We start from the raw sequence: 19007 nt of genomic DNA, 5'->3' as shown, positions 1-19007 counted from the left end.
GCTTACCAGCCGCGGTTGGCGTAGCGCTCGGCCTCGGGCAGCGTGTCGCAGTTGATGCCGACCATGGCCTCGCCGAGGTTGCGTGAGGCGTCCGCGATGATCTTCGGGTCGTCGTAGAAGGTGGTGGCCTTCACGATGGCCGCGGCGCGCTTGGCCGGGTCGCCGGACTTGAAGATGCCGGAGCCGACGAAGACGCCCTCGGCTCCGAGCTGACGCATCAGGGCCGCGTCCGCGGGGGTGGCGACACCGCCGGCGGAGAACAGGACGACGGGCAGCTTGCCGAGCTCGGCGACCTCCTTGACCAGCTCGTACGGGGCGCGGAGGTCCTTGGCGGCGGCGTACAGCTCGTTGTTGTCGAAGCCGCGGAGCCGGGCGATCTCGTTCTTGATCTGGCGCAGGTGGCGGACCGCCTCGACGACGTTGCCGGTGCCGGCCTCACCCTTGGAGCGGATCATGGCCGCGCCCTCGGCGATGCGGCGCAGGGCCTCGCCCAGGTTGGTGGCGCCGCACACGAACGGGGTGGTGAAGGCGAACTTGTCGCTGTGGTTGACCTCGTCGGCCGGGGTGAGGACCTCGGACTCGTCGATGTAGTCGACGCCGAGGGACTGGAGCACCTGGGCCTCGACGAAGTGGCCGATGCGGGACTTGGCCATGACGGGGATGGAGACGGCCTCGATGATCTCTTCGATCATGTTGGGGTCGGACATCCGGGCCACGCCGCCGTCCTTGCGGATGTCGGCGGGCACCCGCTCCAGTGCCATGACGGCCACGGCGCCCGCGTCCTCGGCGATCTTCGCCTGCGCGGCGTCGACGACGTCCATGATCACGCCGCCCTTGAGCTGCTCGGCCATGCCGCGCTTGACGCGGGCGGTGCCGGTGGCCGGGGTCTCGGCGGACTGCGGGGTGCTGGGAAGCGTGGACACGGATCGACCTCACTGGGGTGAAAGACTCGGAATGCTGCAGATCCGAGCAAACGCTCCGGGACCGGTCCACAGCAAGGGCCAATGGGCAGCGCGTGGATCGTTCCGCGTCCCTCTCAGCTTCCGGGACGGTCGGCCAGAGCCACCGGCGGCTCGTCGTCCATCTCGAACGCGAGCGGGAAGGCCGCGTGGCCGGCGAGCCTGAACAGCCGCACCGTCCGGTGCCTGCGCAGCGCGCGGGCGGCGCGCACTGCGTCGTTGTGGAAGCGGCGCGCCATCGGTACCCGGCGCACGGCGGCGCCCAGTTCCTTCGCCGCGTCCTCGCCGCCGGGGAACTCCTTCACCGCCTCGACCTGCGCGGACTCGCCGAACACGGCGCGCAGGGCGGTGCTCAGCTCGCTCTCGGCGACCTCGCGCTGCTCCTCCTCCGCCTGCCGGGCCGCGTGCGCGGCCTCGTACAGCACGATCGACGCCGCGGGGTCCAGGACACCGGCCGTGGCCAGCTCCTGGGTGACCGAGGCGCGGCGCAGCAACTGGGCGTCCAGCGCCGCGCGTGCCGCGTCGATACGGGCGTGGAGCCGGTCGAGCCGCCCGGCGGTCCAGCTCAGGTACAGGCCGATCGCGACGAGCGCGACGACGGTCCAGATGAGGATTTCGATCACGGGCGGCAAGGCTACCGTCGGCGGCGTCCGCCGGATCCGGCCGGTACCGCCTCACGCCCCCGGCTCAGTCCCGGGCGAGACCGAAGCGCGCACGCAGTCCGGAGCGTTCGTCGGTGGCGACGGCCGCGGCGCCGTCCGTGACCGTCTCGTACACGGCCAGGATGTCCGCGCCCACCGTGGCCCAGTCGAAGCGGCGCACGTGCGCGCTGCCCCGCTCCCGGAGCCCGGCGCGCCGTTCCGGGTCACCGAGGAGCCGGATCGCCGCCGTCGCCAGCGCGCCCGCGTCCTCGTTGGCGAACAGGTCGCCCGCGGCGCCCTGGTCGAGGACCTGGGCGAAGGCGTCGAGGTCACTGGCGAGTACGGGCGCCCCCGCCGAGAGCGCCTCGACGAGGATGATGCCGAAGCTCTCACCGCCGGTGTTCGGGGCGACGTAGACGTCGACGCTGCGCAGCAGCCGTGCCTTGTCCTCGTCGCTCACCATGCCGAGGAATTCGACGCGGCCGCGCATCTCCTTCGGCAGCGAGGCGACGGCCTCCTCCTCGTCGCCCCGTCCTGCGACCAGCAGCAGGGTCTCCGGGCGGGCCGCGAGGATCGCCGGGAGTGCCTTCATGAGGACGGGCAGCCCCTTGCGGGGCTCGTCGATCCGCCCTATGAAGCCGAGCGTGCCGCCCTGCCACTCGGCCTTCGGCTCGGCTCCGGCGAAGAAGTCGACGTCGACGCCGTTGGGGATGACCACCGCGTCACCGCCGAGGTGCTCGACCAGGGTGCGCCGCGCGTACTCGCTCACCGCGATGCGGGCGCTGATCTTCTCCAGGGCCGGCTGCAGGATCGGATACGCCGCGATCATGGCGCGGGAGCGTGGATTGGACGTGTGGAAGGTGGCCACGATCGGCCCCCGCGCCGCCCAGCAGGTGAGCAGGCCCAGCGAGGGCGAGGTGGGCTCGTGGATGTGGATGACGTCGAAGGTACCGTCGTTCAGCCAGCGCCGGACTCGCGCCGCGGACAGGAAACCGAAGTTGAGCCGGGCGACGGAGCCGTTGTACGGGACGGGCACCGCCCGGCCCGCGGAGACGACGTAGTGCGGCAGCGGGGTGTCGTCGTCGGCGGGGGCCAGAACCGAGACGTCGTGTCCGAGGCGGATGAGGTGCTCGGCGAGGTCGCGGATGTGGAACTGCACACCGCCCGGGACGTCCCAGGAGTACGGGCAGACGATGCCGATCTTCACGGCGTTCCCCCCTGGGGTTCCAGATCGGAGAGCCAGAGCCGCTGCAGCATGTGCCAGTCCTCCGGGTGCTCGGCGATCCCGCCGGCGAAGACGTCGGCCAGCGCCTGTGTCATCGAGGCCGTCTTCTCCGCGCGGGTACCCGACTCCGGTACGGCGACCGGCGGGTGCACACGGGCCCGCATCACCGGGGTGCCGTCGTACCAGAGGGTGACGGGAAGCAGCAGCGCTCCCGTCTGCTGCGCCAGCAGGGCGGGACCGGCGGGCATGCGCGCGGTGTCGCCGAAGAAGTCGACCTCGACGCCGGAGGCCGACAGGTCCCGGTCGGCGACCAGGCAGACCAGGCCGCCGGAGCGGAGCCGGCGCGCCAGCGTCCCGAAGGCGGCACCCCCCTCGTGCGGGAGGACCTCCATGCCCAGCCCCTGGCGGTAGGCCACGAAGCGGTCGTAGAGGGTCTCAGGCTTGAGCCGCTCCGCGACCGTCGTGAACGGCACCTTGAGGTCGGTGGTGACCCACGCTCCCGCCAGGTCCCAGTTCCCCAGGTGCGGCAGCGCCAGCACGACGCCCCGGCCCGCGTCCAGGCCCTCCGTCAGCCGGTGGGCGTCGTGGACGTCGATGGATTCCTTGATCCGCTGCGGACTCCAGGTCGGGAGCCGGAAGGACTCCATCCAGTAGCGCATGTACGAGCGCATGCCGGCCTTCGAGAGCTCTGCGAGCCTGGCGGCGTCCGCGTCGGGAACCACCCTCACGAGGTTCGACTCCAGACGCAGGACGGACTTGCCGCGCCGCTTCCACACCTGGTCGGCCAGGGTCCGGAAGAGTGCGGTGGCCGCCGGCTCGGGAAGCTTCTTGACGGCGCCCCAGCCGAGCCCGTAGAGCCCGTCGGTCAGCCGTCCCCTCAGGTCGGACGCGGTGCCGGTCACTGTGCTGTCCCGCTCCCGCGTTCGGCGGGCCCGTCCTGGACGGCCGCTGCGGCGTCCGCCTCGGCCGACTCCCGGCGCACGGTCACCACCCGCTGGACCAGCGTCACCAGGCTGCCCGCGGCGACGGCCCACAGCGCGATCGGCAGCAGGATCTGGATTCCCGGGACCCCGAAGGCGTGCAGACCGGCGAGCCCGGCGGCGACCAGCGAGATCACCAGCCGCTCGGCGCGCTCCACCAGGCCGTTCACCGCGACCGGAAGCCCGATCGACTCGCCCCGGGCCTTGGTGTACGAGACCACCTGGCCGCTGGCCAGGCAGAAGATCGCGACCGCGCACAGCACGTTGTCGTCGCCGCTGCCCGCGTACCAGAGCGCGAACCCGGCGAAGATCGCCCCGTCCGCCACCCGGTCGAGCGTCGAGTCGAGGAACGCGCCCCACCGGCTGGAGATCCCGGCCTGGCGGGCCATGTTGCCGTCGACCAGGTCGGAGAAGACGAAGACCGTGATCACGATCGTGCCCCAGAAGAACTCCCCCATCGGGAAGAAGACCAGCGCACCTGCCATCACTCCGGCCGTGCCGACGAGTGTGACCGCGTCGGGGCTGACCCCGAGGCGGAGCAGCAGAGCGGCGAACGGTGTGAGGACACGCGTAAAAAATGCACGCGCGTACTTGTTCAGCATGGCCTTCCCGAGGTTCGGTGGGCGCCGCGTGGCCACTTCGGCCACCGGCCGCACCATCGTAGTCACGAGCCGTGCCGGGCAACGGCGGGGCACCCCGTCCCGCCGGTTCTCCCGGATGTCCCGCCGCGCGGTACGCGACGTATGGACGGGGTACGCCACCGGTGCGAAGCTCGAATGACCGCGGGCGTCGCCGAAGCCGCCGCGGCGGCTCCCGGTCGTCCGCTCCCAGTTCTCGCGGTATCGCGCCGCCGATCGGGAGGCACGCGTCATGGGCGACAGGACACACACGCACCCCGGGGCCGCCGGCAGGGCGACGTCGGCCGGCCCGCCCGGTTCCGTACGGAACGTCGTGCTGGTCGGCCACAGCGGCTCGGGCAAGACCACGCTGGTCGAGGCCCTCGCGCTCACGGCCGGAGCCGTCAACCGGGCCGGCCGGGTCGAGGACGGGGCCACCGTGTCCGACCACGACGAGGTGGAGCGGCGCACCGGGCGCTCCGTACAGCTCTCGCTGGTCCCGGTGGACTGGGCGGGCTGCCGGATCAATCTCCTGGACACGCCCGGCTACGCGGACTTCGTCGGGGAACTGAGGGCCGGTCTGCGCGCGGCGGACGCGGCCCTCTTCGTGATCTCGGCCGCGCAGGAGGCGGACGCCGTGGCGGGTACGGCCCGGGCGCTCTGGGAGGAGTGCGCGGCGGTCGGGATGCCGAGGGCGGTCGTCGTCACGCACCTGGACACCGCGCGCACCCCCTTCGACGAGCTGACACGGCTCTGCGGGCGGGTCCTCGGGAGGGGCGACCCCGACGCCGTGCTCCCGCTGTATCTGCCGGTGGAGGGCCCCGAGGGCCCGGACGGGCGCGCCCCGCTCACCGGGCTCACCGGACTCCTCACCGGGCGTGTCTTCGACTACTCCTCGGGGGAGCGGCGCGAGATGCCGCCCGACGGGGAGCAGCGGGGGCCGCTCCTGAGGGCCCGTGCCCGGCTCATCGAGGGGATCATCGCCGAGAGCGAGGACGAGACGCTGATGGACCGCTACCTCGGCGGCGTTGAGATCGACACCGCGACGCTCGTCCGCGACCTGCGCCGGGCTGTCGCGAGCGGGTCCTTCCACCCCGTCCTCACCGCGGCCCCGGCTGCCGCGGGCGCCCGTCAGGGGATCGGCACGGTGGAACTGCTGGACCTGATCACCGCCGGGTTCCCCGCGCCGCCGGAGCGCGTGGTACCCGCCGTCACCGGTCCGGACGGCACCGTTCGCGCCGCTCCGGTCTGCGATCCGCAGGCGCCCCTGGTCGCCGAGGTCGTGAAGACCGCTTCCGACCCCTACGTGGGGCGGATCTCCCTCGTCCGCGTCTTCTCCGGCACCCTGCGCCCCGACGAGACCGTGCACGTGTGCGGCCACGGCCTCACCGATCCCGCGGGCGGCCCGCGCCCCCGCCACGAGGCCGACGTACGCGTCGGGGCGCTCACGGCGCCCTTCGGGAAGCAGCAGCGCCCCCTGGACAGCTGCGCGGCGGGAGACCTGGCCTGCGTGTCCAAGCTGACCGGGGCGGAGACCGGTGACACGCTCTCCGCCACCGGCGATCCGCTGCTGATGGAGCCGTGGACCATGCCGGATCCGCTGATGCCCCTTGCCGTGCGGGCCCACGGCAAGGCGGACGAGGACAAGCTCTCGCAGGGCCTGTCCCGCCTCGTCGCCGAGGATCCGACCCTGCGCCTGGAGCGGAACCCGGACACCCACCAGGTGGTTCTGTGGTGCATGGGCGAGGCCCACACGGACGTCGCGCTGGAACGTCTGCGCAGCAGGTACGGCGTACAGGTCGACACGGAGCCCCACCGGGTCCCGCTCCGCGAGACGTTCGCCGCACGCTCCGCCGGACGCGGACGCCACGTCAAGCAGTCGGGTGGCCACGGCCAGTACGCCGTCTGCGAGATCGAGGTGGAGCCGCTGGCGCCCGGTACGGGGATCGTGTTCGTCGACAAGGTGGTCGGCGGCTCGGTTCCCCGGCAGTTCGTCGCGTCCGTGGAGAAGGGGGTACGCGCCCAGGCGGCACGCGGGGTCGCCGCCGGGCACCCTCTGGTGGACGTGCGCGTCACCCTCCTCGACGGGAAGGCGCATTCGGTCGACTCCTCCGACGCCGCTTTCCAGGCCGCGGGCGCGCTGGCGCTGCGCGAGGCCGCCGCGGAGGCCCGTGTCGAACTCCTGGAACCCGTCGCGGAGGTGTCGGTCCTGGTCCCCGACGACTACGTGGGAGCCGTCATGGGCGACCTCTCGGGCCGGCGCGGCCGCGTCGTCGGGACCGAGCAGGCGACCGGGGGGAGAACTCTCGTGCGGGCCGAGGTGCCGGAGATCGAGATCGGCGGGTACACGGTCGATCTCCGCTCGCTGACGCACGGCACCGGCCGGTTCGACCGGGCGTACGCCCGTCACGAGCCCATGCCTCACCAGCTCGCCGATCACCTCCGCACATCGGGTGAAAACACCTCGAACCTGGCCTAGCTGACCGCACATGACGCCTTCCGGCCGCCCTCGGCAGAACGTGAGGGCAGCCGACCGGCCATGGCGATACGCTGTGATCCCAGCTCAGAAGGTGTGCGACGTCCGGTAGTTGGGAACAGCCGCAGAGGCAGGCCGTGCGGGCGAGTGGGGGCGACAGTGGCCAACGACGGATTCGATTTCTCTCCCGGAGCGCAGATCCCGCTCCAGGGTGCGGGCGCGCAGGCGGTGGCGACGAACGCCCTCGCCTCGGCCGCGTACCGCGACAGCGATGTGAAGGAGATCCTGAAGGCCAACAGCGAGTGGCACAAGTCCGAGGTGAAGCCGGGCGAGTCGAAGCTGTTCAAGTCCGACTACTTCAAGCCCAATTTGGGCGAGGCGTTCTCCAGGGCCGTTCAGGAACGCATGCTCGGCGGCGACCGTGCGGCACTCATCCAGTCGTTCGGCACGGACCCTCAGACCGTCGTCGAGCACTGCCTCTCCGCGACCCGGCTGCGGAAGGCGCGTGACACCAGACTGACCGTGATCACCGCCGTGTGCGGCATCGTCTTCCTGCCCGGGCTGCTCTTCTGGGTCCTCGCCTTCCGGCTGCGCGACTCCCTCAACAAGTCCAAGGACTCGTTCTTCAAAGCCCTCGGCGGCCTTCTGCTCGTCGTGTTCGGCGGCCTCGCCGCGGTCTTCCTGATCGCCATGCCCCTCACCGGGCTGCCGGCGCTCTACCTGCGTGCCGCCGCCGTCGCGCCCCTGATCGGCTGGCTGCTGGCCAAGCGGATCGCGGAATCCTCCGTGCGGGATCTGCGCGCCCGCTGGGCAGGGCTCCTCTCCGGCGCCGGCGTCAGCGCGAAGATCCCCGAGGCGGCGCCCAAGAACCCCAACGAGACCGCTCGCGAGGCCCTGCGGCAGGGTCTGGAGAAGCTCTCCGCCGAGCAGCAGTCGAACGCGGTCTTCTACGCGGGCCCCAAGGGCATCCTCGGCATGGGCACACGCTGGGGCAGCTGGCAGCTCGCCGAGGAACTCGCCCCCGAGGACCCGGCCAAGGAGATCCACCAGTTCCGCAGCTGGGACGTCGTCCGCGCCATCCACGACCAGCTGAAGATGCTGGAGCGCGGCCCGCTGAACACCGGCGGCTTCCCGACCCCGTCCGTCAAGCACTGGGTCGTCTCACCCGTCGGCGAGAACGCGGACTCGGTGTCCCGGCCCGCGGGCGAGGACGTCGCCACCTTCCAGGTCAAGCCCCACGAGATACAGCGGATCTGCAATCACCAGCAGTTCGGCAGCGGCGACCGCCATTACCTGGGCGTCCAGTTCACCCTGTGGGACGGCCAGCTCGTGATCACGATGCTGATCACGGTCACGGTGCTGCACGAGACCCTGCGGATCGAGGTCACGGGGCACGCCCTGGGCCCCGTCCACTCCCTCTTCCTCAGCAAGCCGGAGGCACCGACCAAGACGGTCAAGAAGGCCGTCCGGTTCTGGGAGACCCGCAAGATCGCGCTCCCGCTCGTCAAGGCGGACGAGGTGGTCAGGCTCGCGCTGCGTGCCCCGCTCACCTGGTATCCGCCGCTGCTCGACTACCTGGGCGGCAAGATCGTCCTGCCCGAGCCCTTCGGTCTGCGTCATGCCTGGGCGGCCAAGCCGTGGGGCCACCGGTTCATGGCCGACGACGCCATGCGGGCGGCCACCCCCGTCCTGCGCGTCGTGCACTCCGCCGCGAAGAAGGTCCTGAAGGAACACGGCGTCGCGACCGAGCGCTTCGACAACCGCTCCATGATCCTCAGCGGGCTGGTCCAGGACGCCGCCCCGAGGAAGGCCGACGTCTACGACGCGTGAGCTCCTCGGGGCGCCGGGTGCGGACGGTGCTCAGACGGACGGGAGCTCGGCCGGCCATACGCCGGCCAGCATCGTCCGGGTGTCCCCGAGCAGCTGAGGCAGCACCTTGGTGTGCCCGACGACCGGCATGAAGTTGGTGTCCCCGCCCCATCGGGGCACCACGTGCTGGTGCAGGTGGGCGGCGATGCCCGCTCCTGCCTCGGCTCCCTGGTTCATCCCGATGTTGAAGCCGTGAGCACCCGAGGCCGCCCGCAGCGCGACCATGGCCCGTTTGGTGAAGTCGGCCAGTTCGGCCGTCTCGGCACCGTCCAGCTCCGTGTAGTCGGCGACGTGCCGGTACGGCACCACCATGAGGTGCCCGCCGTTGTAGGGGTACAGGTTGAGCACGGCGTAGACCTTCTCGCCGCGGGCGACGATGAGCCCGTCCTCGTCCGACTTCGACGGGATCACGCAGAACGGACAGCCGTCCCCGGACCCCGGCCCGCTCGGCTTGTTCTCACCCTGGATGTAGGCCATCCGATGGGGCGTCCACAGGCGCTGGAACGCGTCGGGCGTCCCCACTCCGATCTGGTGCTCCGGCTCACTCGTCATGCCCGTCAGCATATTGCGTCACTCCCGCCGCGCGTGTCGCCGGGGCCGACCCGGCGGGCGCACCGGGATGCTGGCTCAATGACCGACCGCCCCCCGGCCACCGTCCCGCCACGGCTCCTGGAATGGGAGCAGCGCACGGAGGTACCGCTCTTCGTCGCGGCCGTGCTCTTCCTCATCGGTTACGCGGTCCGCGTCCTGGCCCCGCACGACGCGGGCCCTTTGCGCGACCTCGCCCTCGCCCTGGTCTGCGCGACCTGGCTGCTCTTCGCCGCGGACTACGCGACGAGGCTCCGGCTCAGCGGCCTGGGCAGGCATTTCGTACGCGTCCACTGGCTCGACACGATCGTCCTGCTGCTGCCACTGCTCCGGCCCCTGCGCATGGTCCAGGTCTACACAGCGGTCCAGAAGCGACGCGAACAGCCCAGGCTGAGCCTGTACGCCCGGGTGATGGCGTACGCGAGTCTCACGGCCGTCCTGCTCGGTTTCTCGGCGGCGCTCGCGGTCTACTACCAGGAGCACGACGCGCCGGGGGCGTCGATCCGTACGTTCGGGGACTCGGTGTGGTGGGCGTGCGCGACGCTGACCACGGTGGGCTACGGCGACGCGGTTCCGGTCACCTTCGGCGGCCGGGTCATCGCGGTCGGCCTCATGGCGTGCGGGCTGGCGCTGCTGGGCGCGGTGACGGGGTCGTTCTCGTCGTGGCTGCTGCAGGTCTTCAAGCGGGAGGACGAGAAGGGGCCCCCGGAGGGCGCGTAGCTCTCCGGGGGCCCTTCTCGGCACGGATCAGACCTGGACGCGGTCCTCGACGGCCTTCGCGATCTTGGCGATGGCCTCGTCGACCGGAATGCCGTTCTCCTGCGAACCGTCGCGGTAGCGGAAGGAGACGGCACCGTTGGCCATGTCCTCGTCACCAGCGATGATCATGAAGGGCACCTTGGCCTTCTGCTGGTTGCGGATCTTCTTCTGCATCCGGTCGGACGAGGAGTCCACGTCCACCCGCAGCCCCTGCTTGCGCGCCTTCGCGGCGAACTCCTGCAGGTAGGGGATGTGGGCGTCACCGATCGGGATGCCGACGGCCTGGACCGGGGCGAGCCAGACCGGGAAGGCCCCGGCGTAGTGCTCCAGCAGCACCGCGAAGAAGCGCTCGATGGAACCGAACAGCGCACGGTGGATCATGACCGGGCGCTGCTTGGTGCCGTCCGGGCCGGTGTACTCCAGGTCGAAGCGCTCCGGCAGGTTGAAGTCGAGCTGCACGGTCGACATCTGCCAGGTCCGGCCGATGGCGTCCTTGCACTGCACCGAGATCTTCGGGCCGTAGAACGCGGCGCCGCCCGGGTCCGGGACCAGCGGGAGTCCCTGCTTCTCGGCGACCTGCCGCAGCGTCTCGGTGGCCTCCGCCCAGGTCTCGTCCGAGCCGACGTACTTCTCCGGGTCCTTGGTGGAGAGCTCCAGGTAGAAGTCGGTCAGGCCGTAGTCGCGCAGGAGGTTCAGGACGAAGGTGAGCGTCCGGTCCAGCTCCTCGGCCATCTGCTCACGGGTGCAGTAGATGTGCGCGTCGTCCTGGGTGAAACCGCGCGAGCGGGTCAGCCCGTGGACGACACCCGACTTCTCGTAGCGGTACACCGTGCCGAACTCGAACAGCCGCAGCGGGAGCTCACGGTAGGAGCGCCCGCGCGCGTCGAAGATCAGGTTGTGCATGGGGCAGTTCATCGGCTTGAGGTAGTAGTCCACCCCGTCGTCGAGCTGCATGGGCGGGTACATGCCGTCGGCGTACCAGTCCAGGTGGCCGGACTTCTCGAAGAGCTTGCCCTTGGTCGCGTGGGGGCTGTAGACGAACTCGTAGCCCTCCTCCTCGTGGCGGCGCCGCGAGTAGTCCTCCATGGCCCGGCGGATGACGCCGCCCTTGGGGTGGAAGACGGCGAGGCCGGGACCGATCTCGTCGGGGAAGGAGAAGAGGTCCAGCTCGTTGCCGAGCTTGCGGTGGTCGCGCTTGGCGGCCTCCTCCAGGAACTCCAGGTGCGCCTTGAGCTCGTCCTTGGTGGGCCAGGCGGTGCCGTAGATGCGCTGGAGCATGGGGTTCTTCTCGCTGCCGCGCCAGTACGCCGCCGCGTTCCGCATCAGCTTGAACGCCGGGATGAACCGGGTGGTCGGCAGGTGCGGACCACGGCACAGATCCTTCCAGCACAGCTCGCCGGTCTTCGCGTCGATGTTGTCGTAGATGGTCAGCTCGGCGCCGCCCACCTCGACGTCCGCGCCGTCGTCCGAGGACGCGGACCCCTTGATGCCGATGAGCTCCAGCTTGTACGGCTCGTCCGCGAGCTCCTCGCGGGCGGCCTCGTCGCTGACGACCCGGCGGGAGAACCGCTGCCCCCGCTTCTGGATCTCCTGCATCTTCTTCTCGATGGCCTTGAGGTCCTCGGGCGTGAACGGCTTCTCGACGTCGAAGTCGTAGTAGAAGCCGCCCTTGACCGGCGGGCCGATGCCCAGCTTGGCCTCGGGGTGCAGCTCCTGCACGGCCTGCGCCATCACGTGCGCGGTGGAGTGCCGAAGGATGTCGAGGCCGTCCTCGGAGGAGATCTCGACGGGCTCGACGACCTCGCCGTCCTTGAGCGCGTACGCCAGGTCCCGGAGTTCGCCGTCGACCCGTGCGGCGACGACGGTGCGCTGCCCGGGGAAGAGTTCGGCGGCCGTCGTGCCCGTCGTCACCACGTGCTCTTCCCGCTCGGAATCGCGTTGGATGATCACACGGACGTCTGACACCGGTCTCTCCTGACTGAGGGGGTACGCCGCTTTCCTCTGCGCGCGCAACAGCGATCGTACCGAGCCGGGGGCCCTCGACGCGAAAGGGATACCCGGGGCTACTCCTCGTCCGCCGAGCAGGCCTCCTCGAAGAAGTCGACATGTCCGTGGAGCGACTTCATGAGCCGGTCCCGCTCCGCTTCGTCCACGTGCACCGGCGCGACCTGCGAGGCACCCGTCAGACGGCGGAATCCGCCCCGGTTCTCGAGTCTGCCCTCCACCCGCAGCGGCAGTCCCACCAGGTGGGCGTGGCCCGCGATCCGGTAGGCCTCCTCGTCGAGTTCGATCCGTACGTGCGCGACCTCGGCTCCCGCGAGCACCCGCAGGCGCACGACCCCGGGCCCGCGTGGCCCCGGGCGCCGCAGCCGGACGACGGCTCCGGTGATGCGTACGGGAACGGCGGGCTCGTCGCGGAGGTAGCGGACGCCTGCCAGGCGGAGCGCGGGCAGGTCGCCGGGTGAGAACTCGACGGGCTCGGGGCTCGGGGGGCAGCCCGGCGGGGTCCCGGCGGCCGGCGACCAGGCCAGGGTGATCCCGGCACCCTCGGCCCCCCTGACCAGCGCCACGACCGCCTCGGTCAGCTCGCGGCTGACCCCGGCGGCCACACCCGCGTCGAAGGCCTCCATCCCGCCGGTGGCGCGCTGATAGTCGACCGCCTCCCGGGTGGCGTGCAGCGCCGCGTAGAGCTGTACGGCGACGTCCCGGCCCCGGGCGACGGGCACGAAGGCGGTGAGGCCGCGGCCTCCGGGGGCGGGCCCGACGAGGGTGCCGTCGAGCGCCGTCCGCGCCTTCCTGCGGTGGCGTGCGCCGTGGTAGCCGGCCCTGCCGCGCACGGCCAGGGCCCCGGCGAGCAGTATCTGCCGTGCGGCCGTGCACAGTTGGTCCGCGCCGGTCCAGTCCGCGGCGCCCGGGGTCCCTTCGGGCACGTCCCGCCACCAGCGGATCTCGTCACTGGGCACGGTGAGCGCGACGAGGATCTCCCGGGCCGACGGATCGGCGCTGCGGGTGAGGGCGGTGAGCGCTTCGGCGAGCAGGTCCACGCTGTCGGGGAAGCCGGTGGTGTCCGGGACGAGGAGACTCGTGCCGGAGGCCGCCGGGCCGGGCGGGGTCCAACGGCCGTAGCGTCCCTGAGCGCCTCCGCGCCGCCGCCACCCGTGCCGCAGCAGCAGGGCGCCGAGGACGGCGGGGTCGACCTGCCCGGGGTCGGGTCCGGGTCCGGGATCCGCTTCCGCGTACGGAACGGGGCCGGGCCCGTCCGCGTGCGAGCGGCTGTCCGGGTCGTCGGCGTACGGGTGCGTCCGCGTGCCCGCCGGGGGCGTTCCTCCGGTGGGCTCGTTCATCGACCGGTGCATCAGGGTCTCCCTCCCGCCCCGACCCGGGCCATGATCTCGCAGAGTGCGCGGTCGTCGAAGATCCGCGAGGTCGGGATGCGCACAGTGGTCCTGTACCGGCCCGTCACCGGGTGGCCGGCCAGATTCGTCCAGTAGCAGCAGTGGCGCAGGTCGAGCCGTTCGTGCCCGGCCCGCAGCCAGTCGTCCTGGCTGCGGGGGACGAGCATCACGACCAGGATCTTGTGCACCGACACGGGCGTGCGCGCGAGTTTCACCAGGTGTGCGTTGTCGAGGGTGAAGGAGAAGGCGGCGCCGGGCGGGTGCGGGGGGATCTGGTAGGTGCATTTGAGCTGCACCTTGACGGTCACTTCGTCGTCGACGGTGTGGTCGGGCGCGCCGTGGCTGACGTGCCAGTCGATGCCGTTGTCGGGGAAGGGCTGCGAGAGCGAGCAGCCCGCCGCGGCGGCCACGGCGTGGAGGTAGCCCACCTGGAGGGTCTCCATGCAGGCGGTGGTGGCGAGTGTGCCGCGCAGCGGTGGTGTGTTCCGTTGCGACGGCGGCTTTCCCCCGTGGTCCTCGGTGCGGGCGGGACTCCCTGGGTTCGGCTGCGCGAGCGCCATGGCTCCGTGCCTTCCGGGCTGTGCCGACCGGTTGCCCGGTCTCCGCTGACGGGCTGGTCAACTTCCTTGCCCGTCACTTGTGTTGTCACCGCAGGAGAGGTGCCGTAAACGGCGTATCAGGCATAGGGCGCGGGTATCACCGAATCGGGCGGAGTATTCCCGCCATCTGCCAAGCCGGTGCGAGGAGTTCGGGGATGATGCATTGGTTCGAGGGGCCGCTGGCGGCTTTTGACACCGAGACGACAGGCGTGGATGTCGAGGAGGACCGGATCGTCTCGGCCTCCCTGGTCGTCCAGGACGCGGCCGGCGGGCGGCTGCGCGTCACACGATGGCTGGTCAATCCGGGGATCCCGGTGCCGCCCGGCGCCACCGGGATCCACGGGCTGACCGACGACCATCTCCAGCGCAACGGCCGGTGGCCCGCACCGGTGGTCGAGGAGATAGCCAGGTCCCTGGCCGAGCAGTGCGCGACGGGCCGGCCGCTGGTCGTGATGAACGCGCCGTTCGATCTGACGCTGCTCGACCGGGAGCTGAGGCGTCACCGCGCCTCCTCGCTGGCCGCCTATCTGGGCAACGCGCCGCTGTGCGTGCTCGATCCGCGGGTGCTGGACAAGCATCTGGACCGCTACCGCAAGGGGCGCCGTACGCTGAAGGACCTCTGCGAGCTGTACGGGGTGACGCTCGACGGGGCGCACGACGCGGCCGCCGACGCGGCGGCGTCCCTGGAGCTGGTCCGCGCGGTGGGGCGGCGGTTCTCCACCCGGCTGGAGCGGCTGTCGGCCGCCGAGGTCCACTCGCTCCAGGCGGTGTGGCACGCGGCGCAGGCCCGGGGTCTGCAGGCGTGGTTCGAGAAGAGCGGTACGCCTGAGACGGTGGACCCGGCCTGGCCGCTGCGTCCGGCGCTGCCGGCCGCGGCCTGACCGGGCCCGGCACGCGAAAGCCGGTCCGTCGGTGATGCTGACGGACCGGCTCTTCCCGGGTGGGCGATACTGGTTTCGAACCAGTGACCTCTTCGGTGTGAACGAAGCGCTCTCCCACTGAGCTAATCGCCCGGGAACGGGTTGAACCATACAGGGCCCGGCACCCCGGGTTCAAACTCCTACTCAGTGGCGGAACTGAGTATCCGGACCCATGTGCGCGGGTGTGGCCACCGCCACACTCGCCTGCATGACACATGTGCCGCCACCCGCCGAGGAATTGGCCCTCCTCGATCACGAACTGGCCCGGCTGGACGCCCGCCGTCTGCAGCTGCTGAACCGCCGGGCCTGGCTGGTGAACGTGCTGCGCACGCCGGCCGGTCCGCCGGCCTTCCCGGCACCTGCCGCCCGGCCCGTTCCCCGGCCCTCCGCCCAGCCCGCCACACCCGCGCACGGTGTCCAGAACGTGCTGCTGGTCCTCGGTGGGCTGCTGCTGACCGTCGCGGCGATCGCGTTCACCCTGTTCAGCTGGGGCGAGATGGGGATCGCCGGCCGTTCGGCCGTGCTGGCGGCGGTGACCGCGGGAGCCTTGGTGGCGCCCGCTCTGCTGCTGGGCCGCCGGCTGCCCGCGACGGCGGAGTCGGTAGCCGCGCTCGCCCTCGTGCTGACGGCGCTGGACGCGTTCGCCCTGCACGCCGTGGCGGCGCCGGACACGGACGGGCTCGCCTTCGCGGCGGTCGCGTCCGCGGTGCTGGCCGCGGCGTGGACGGCGTACGGGCTCCTGCTCGGCCGCCTCCGGGTACCGCTCCCCTCGGCCGTGGCGGCCGGGCAGTTGCCGCTGGTGCTGACCGCGTGGGCGGCGGGGGCGTCCGCGACGGGCTTCGGCTGGGCGCTCGCGGTGACGGCGGCGGCGGACGTCGCGGTGGCCCTGTGGGGCCGGGGTACGGCGGTGCGGATCACCGCGAGCGTCGGCGCGTGGCTCACGGGACCGATCGCACTCGCGCTGGGCCTGGGGCTGTCCGTGACGTCCGACGGCGCCGTGGAGGCGGCGGGCGCGGGTGCGTTGCTGCTGGCCGGTGCGGCGGTCGCGCTGGTGGGGGCCTGGCGCGCACCGAGGGGCACGGCGGTGCCGGCAGGCGCCGTCGCAGGTCTGGCGGTGGTGGCCGCGGTCGGCGGCGTGCTGCGTACGCCGCTGCCGTGGGACTGGGCGGTGGTCGCGTACCTGGTGTGCGGTGCCGGTCCGGCGGTGGCTCTCCGGCTCCCGGTTCCGCGGCCGGTGCTCCGGGGTGTCCTGACGGCGTCGGCCGCGGTCGTGGCCGCCGCGGTGCTGTGGGCGTCGCCCGTGGTCGTCGCCGCGCTCCTGGGGCCGGTGTCCCTTCTCACGGACATCTGGACGGGGGCGCCGGACGGTTTCCGGGCCGCTCTCGGATTCCCGGCTCCCTGGCCTTCGTCTGCAGCGGTCCCGGTGGTGCTCGCCACGGCCGCGGTCCTGACGGCCGTGCTGCACGTCAGGTGGCCCGTGGCCCTCCCCAGGGGCGGCCGGCGGGCGGCGGGGGCCTCCGCATCGGTCCTGGGCTGGGCGTCGGTCCTGGCGCTGCTCGCGGTGACGGACATGCCGTACGGGGTGGCCGTGGTCGCCGAGCTGTCGCTGACCGCGTCGCTGCTGGCCCTCGCGGTGCGGCGGCGGGCGGATGTCCTCGCGGTGACCTGGCTCGTGTGCGCGCTGGTGGGTGCGGCAAGCACCGGACTGCTGGGCCTCGCGGCCGAACCCGCGACCTACGCGGTCTTCGGGAGCCTGACGGTGCTCCTCGCGGCGGGGGCGGCCAGGTCCCGGGTACCGGCCGTCCAGTCGCTGCTCGCCTGCGGTTCGGTGCTGACCGCGATCGCGGTGGCCGCCGCGGTGGGGGCCTCGCTGGGCTGGAGTGCCCCGCACACGGCCCCGATCCTGCTGGTGGTGACGGCGGTGACGGTGTTCCTCGGGGGAAGGCTGCGGCAGCCGGCGACGGGGGCGTCCGTGGAGGCGGCCGGTGCCTTCGGCGCGGTAGCGGCCGTCGGGCTCGCGCTGACGGAGCCGCCGGTCCTGGCGCTGATCCTCGGCCTGTGCGGGGTGCTGGCAGCCGCGACGGCGCTGCGGCCGGAGCGCCGGCCCGTGGCGGGGTACGTCGCGGCAGTCCTGTTCGTGTCCGCGGCGTGGGTGCGGCTGGCGGCGTCCGGGGTGTCGGACCCGGAGGCATACACCCTGCCGGTGTCGGTGGCGGCGTTCGCGGTGGGACACCTGCGCCGCCGCAGGGACCCTGCCGCCTCCTCCTGGGTGACCTACGGCCCCGCCCTGTCCATGACGTTGGTGCCGAGTCTCGTCGTGGCCTGGTCCGATCCGCACTGGCTGCGGCCCCTGCTGCTGGGGATCGCCGCGCTGGCGGTGACCCTGGCCGGGGCGCGCGGGCGGCTGCAGGCACCCCTGGTGCTGGGCGGTGCGGTGCTGGCCCTGGACGGGCTGCACGAGCTCGCGCCGCACGTGGTGCAGGTGTTCGACGCGCTCCCCCGCTGGGCGCCCCCGGCGCTCGCCGGGCTGCTGCTGCTCGCCGTGGGTGCGACGTACGAACAGCGGCTGCGCGACGCGCGCCGGGTCAGGGAGAGCTTCGGCCGGATGCGGTGACGGATGGGACGGCGGCGCGAGAGGGAGCTCTGCGGGCTCTCCCTCGCGCCGGGCGGACCCACCGCGAGCGGCCGTCGAACAAACGGAAAGACCGATGGCCCGGAAGCTCTCCTGAGCTTCCGGGCCATCGGTTCCGGGTGGGCGATACTGGGTTCGAACCAGTGACCTCTTCGGTGTGAACGAAGCGCTCTCCCACTGAGCTAATCGCCCCGGCGCACGGCAAACATTACCCCATGTCAGCGGTGCGCCCGGACCACTGCGCGGTCACTCCTCGATCTTCCACGGCATCACGATGCCGAACTTCCACACGTAGATCCCGACCAGCACGGCGATGATCACGAGCCCCACCGCGGTCAGGATGATGTTGCGCCTGCGCACCTTGGGGTCGAGGGCCCGCTGGGCAGCCTCGGTGACCTTGCGCCGGGTCCACCGCAGCACCAGCTGCGCCCACACGAACTCGGTCGCCCAGATCGCCATGCCGCCGAAGATCACCAGCCATCCGGGACCCGGCAGCGGCAGCATCACGATGCCCGCTCCGACCACAGCGAGGCCGACGACGAAGATCCCCACCTGCCAGCTCACGTGCAGCACCTTCGAGGCCCGGATGAACCCGGGCGCCCGCGACCCCAGCTCCCGCTCCGTCGTGTGCCCGTCCCCCGCAGCGGACTCGGCGACCACCGTCGCGGCGGCCGCTCCCCGCTCGTCACTCTCCGCGTTCATGGGCCCCAACCTACCGGACCCGCTTCCGTCACTGGAATGGACGCATGACTCAAAGTTACACACCGCTGTACGAGCGACCCGAAGCGACACAAATAGGTCAGAGGGGTTTACAACGCCACCGTAGGTGGCATGTCGATTTCGCCGACGTGCGAATCCCCGAGCGCACACTGAGCGAAAGGCCCTGGCGCTTATGAACACCACGGTCAGCTGCGAGCTGCACCTGCGCCTCGTTGTGTCGAGCGAGTCCTCACTGCCTGTACCCGCGGGCCTGCGGTATGACACGGCCGATCCCTATGCCGTGCACGCCACCTTCCACACCGGAGCGGAGGAGACGGTCGAGTGGGTTTTCGCCCGTGACCTCCTTGCCGAGGGGCTGCACCGGCCCACCGGCACCGGAGACGTCCGCGTCTGGCCATCTCGTAGTCACGGCCAAGGCGTCGTCTGCATCGCACTGAGCTCCCCGGAGGGCGAAGCCCTGCTGGAGGCCCCGGCGAGGGCCCTGGAGTCGTTCCTGAAGAGGACCGACGCCGCGGTTCCGCCCGGCACCGAGCATCGTCACTTCGACCTCGATACGGAGCTCTCACACATCCTGGCCGAGAGCTGAGCCAGGCCGAGAGCTGCGGGACGCCGTCCGACTCGGGGCGA

General features: G+C 71.8%; 16 protein-coding genes and 2 tRNA genes. 6 read left to right on the top strand and 12 right to left on the bottom strand.

The features are described 5' to 3' along the window. Positions 1–2 precede the first annotated feature (2 nt). The 5 genes from pdxS to pgsA form a co-directional block, all read right to left on the bottom strand. On the bottom strand, positions 3–923 hold the full coding sequence (gene pdxS / locus OG206_RS27050) for a pyridoxal 5'-phosphate synthase lyase subunit PdxS (RefSeq protein WP_327120538.1): 921 nt from the start codon (positions 921–923) through the stop codon (positions 3–5). Between the two features lie 113 nt (positions 924–1036). Continuing rightward, positions 1037–1582, bottom strand: a complete 546-nt coding sequence (locus OG206_RS27045) for a hypothetical protein (RefSeq protein ID WP_327120536.1) — start codon at positions 1580–1582, stop codon at positions 1037–1039. A 64-nt stretch (positions 1583–1646) separates the two neighbouring features. Then, positions 1647–2807 (bottom strand): glycosyltransferase family 4 protein, encoded by a 1161-nt coding sequence (locus OG206_RS27040; protein WP_327120534.1) that lies wholly within the window; start codon positions 2805–2807, stop codon positions 1647–1649. Further along, on the bottom strand, positions 2804–3727 hold the full coding sequence (locus OG206_RS27035; protein ID WP_327120532.1) for a phosphatidylinositol mannoside acyltransferase: 924 nt from the start codon (positions 3725–3727) through the stop codon (positions 2804–2806). Before OG206_RS27035 ends, OG206_RS27040 begins: the two co-directional genes overlap by 4 nt. Then, complete coding sequence (gene pgsA, locus OG206_RS27030; RefSeq protein WP_327122419.1) at positions 3724–4407, bottom strand: phosphatidylinositol phosphate synthase; 684 nt, start codon at positions 4405–4407, stop codon at positions 3724–3726. The genes OG206_RS27035 and pgsA overlap by 4 nt, the downstream gene beginning before the upstream one ends. A gap of 268 nt (positions 4408–4675) precedes the next feature. Here pgsA and OG206_RS27025 point away from each other — a divergent pair, with 268 nt between their 5' ends. Together OG206_RS27025 and OG206_RS27020 are read left to right on the top strand one after the other, a co-directional pair. Then, positions 4676–6901: an elongation factor G-like protein EF-G2 gene (locus OG206_RS27025; RefSeq protein WP_327120530.1), complete on the top strand. Its 2226-nt coding sequence runs from the start codon at positions 4676–4678 to the stop codon at positions 6899–6901. Positions 6902–7057: 156 nt separating this feature from the next. Next, a complete protein-coding gene (locus OG206_RS27020) occupies positions 7058–8728 on the top strand; it encodes a hypothetical protein (RefSeq protein ID WP_327120528.1) in 1671 nt (556 codons plus the stop codon). Between the two features lie 30 nt (positions 8729–8758). Here OG206_RS27020 and OG206_RS27015 read toward each other — a convergent pair whose 3' ends face one another. Further along, positions 8759–9331: an HIT family protein gene (locus OG206_RS27015; protein WP_327120526.1), complete on the bottom strand. Its 573-nt coding sequence runs from the start codon at positions 9329–9331 to the stop codon at positions 8759–8761. A 66-nt stretch (positions 9332–9397) separates the two neighbouring features. Here OG206_RS27015 and OG206_RS27010 point away from each other — a divergent pair, with 66 nt between their 5' ends. After that, positions 9398–10075: a potassium channel family protein gene (locus OG206_RS27010; protein ID WP_327120524.1), complete on the top strand. Its 678-nt coding sequence runs from the start codon at positions 9398–9400 to the stop codon at positions 10073–10075. Between the two features lie 27 nt (positions 10076–10102). Here OG206_RS27010 and thrS read toward each other — a convergent pair whose 3' ends face one another. The 3 genes from thrS to OG206_RS26995 all read right to left on the bottom strand — a co-directional run bounded on the left by thrS (position 10103) and on the right by OG206_RS26995 (position 14069). Then, positions 10103–12079, bottom strand: coding sequence for a threonine--tRNA ligase (thrS, locus tag OG206_RS27005; protein ID WP_327120522.1), 1977 nt, complete (start codon positions 12077–12079; stop codon positions 10103–10105). Between the two features lie 98 nt (positions 12080–12177). Continuing rightward, positions 12178–13470 carry a hypothetical protein gene (locus OG206_RS27000; RefSeq protein WP_327120520.1) on the bottom strand — a complete coding sequence of 431 codons (1293 nt, stop codon included), beginning with the start codon at positions 13468–13470 and terminating at the stop codon, positions 12178–12180. Beyond that, a complete protein-coding gene (locus OG206_RS26995) occupies positions 13470–14069 on the bottom strand; it encodes a DUF4365 domain-containing protein (RefSeq protein WP_327120518.1) in 600 nt (199 codons plus the stop codon). Before OG206_RS26995 ends, OG206_RS27000 begins: the two co-directional genes overlap by 1 nt. Positions 14070–14263: 194 nt before the next feature. Between OG206_RS26995 and OG206_RS26990 the strand changes: the two genes are divergently transcribed. Next, a complete protein-coding gene (locus tag OG206_RS26990) occupies positions 14264–14989 on the top strand; it encodes a 3'-5' exonuclease (RefSeq protein WP_327120516.1) in 726 nt (241 codons plus the stop codon). A gap of 60 nt (positions 14990–15049) precedes the next feature. Here OG206_RS26990 and OG206_RS26985 read toward each other — a convergent pair. Next, positions 15050–15121 (bottom strand) — tRNA-Val (locus OG206_RS26985). A 115-nt stretch (positions 15122–15236) separates the two neighbouring features. On the opposite strand from OG206_RS26985, the gene OG206_RS26980 reads away from it, so the two are divergent. Continuing rightward, positions 15237–17642: an SCO7613 C-terminal domain-containing membrane protein gene (locus OG206_RS26980; RefSeq protein ID WP_327120515.1), complete on the top strand. Its 2406-nt coding sequence runs from the start codon at positions 15237–15239 to the stop codon at positions 17640–17642. A gap of 138 nt (positions 17643–17780) precedes the next feature. On the opposite strand, the gene OG206_RS26975 is transcribed toward OG206_RS26980, so the two are convergent. Next, positions 17781–17852, bottom strand: a tRNA-Val gene (locus tag OG206_RS26975). Between the two features lie 54 nt (positions 17853–17906). After that, a complete protein-coding gene (locus OG206_RS26970) occupies positions 17907–18362 on the bottom strand; it encodes a TIGR02611 family protein (protein ID WP_327120513.1) in 456 nt (151 codons plus the stop codon). Between the two features lie 190 nt (positions 18363–18552). Between OG206_RS26970 and OG206_RS26965 the strand changes: the two genes are divergently transcribed. Then, positions 18553–18966 (top strand): SsgA family sporulation/cell division regulator, encoded by a 414-nt coding sequence (locus OG206_RS26965; protein ID WP_003959770.1) that lies wholly within the window; start codon positions 18553–18555, stop codon positions 18964–18966. Positions 18967–19007: the final 41 nt, after the last annotated feature.

It is taken from the genome of Streptomyces sp. NBC_01341 (assembly GCF_035946055.1).
In the GTDB taxonomy this organism is placed as follows: Bacteria; Actinomycetota; Actinomycetes; order Streptomycetales; family Streptomycetaceae; genus Streptomyces.
Note: the sequence above shows the minus strand (reverse complement) of the source record. Positions and strands in the feature narration are given on the sequence as shown.

Coding starts and splice junctions, on each gene's coding strand:
- pgsA (WP_327122419.1), bottom strand. CDS start 4,407: ATGCTGAACAAGTACGCGCGTGCATTTTTTACGCGTGTCCTCACACCG.
- OG206_RS27025 (WP_327120530.1), top strand. CDS start 4,676: ATGGGCGACAGGACACACACGCACCCCGGGGCCGCCGGCAGGGCGACG.
- OG206_RS27015 (WP_327120526.1), bottom strand. CDS start 9,331: ATGCTGACGGGCATGACGAGTGAGCCGGAGCACCAGATCGGAGTGGGG.
- OG206_RS27010 (WP_327120524.1), top strand. CDS start 9,398: ATGACCGACCGCCCCCCGGCCACCGTCCCGCCACGGCTCCTGGAATGG.
- OG206_RS27000 (WP_327120520.1), bottom strand. CDS start 13,470: ATGCACCGGTCGATGAACGAGCCCACCGGAGGAACGCCCCCGGCGGGC.
- OG206_RS26995 (WP_327120518.1), bottom strand. CDS start 14,069: ATGGCGCTCGCGCAGCCGAACCCAGGGAGTCCCGCCCGCACCGAGGAC.
- OG206_RS26990 (WP_327120516.1), top strand. CDS start 14,264: ATGATGCATTGGTTCGAGGGGCCGCTGGCGGCTTTTGACACCGAGACG.
- OG206_RS26980 (WP_327120515.1), top strand. CDS start 15,237: ATGACACATGTGCCGCCACCCGCCGAGGAATTGGCCCTCCTCGATCAC.
- OG206_RS26970 (WP_327120513.1), bottom strand. CDS start 18,362: ATGAACGCGGAGAGTGACGAGCGGGGAGCGGCCGCCGCGACGGTGGTC.
- OG206_RS26965 (WP_003959770.1), top strand. CDS start 18,553: ATGAACACCACGGTCAGCTGCGAGCTGCACCTGCGCCTCGTTGTGTCG.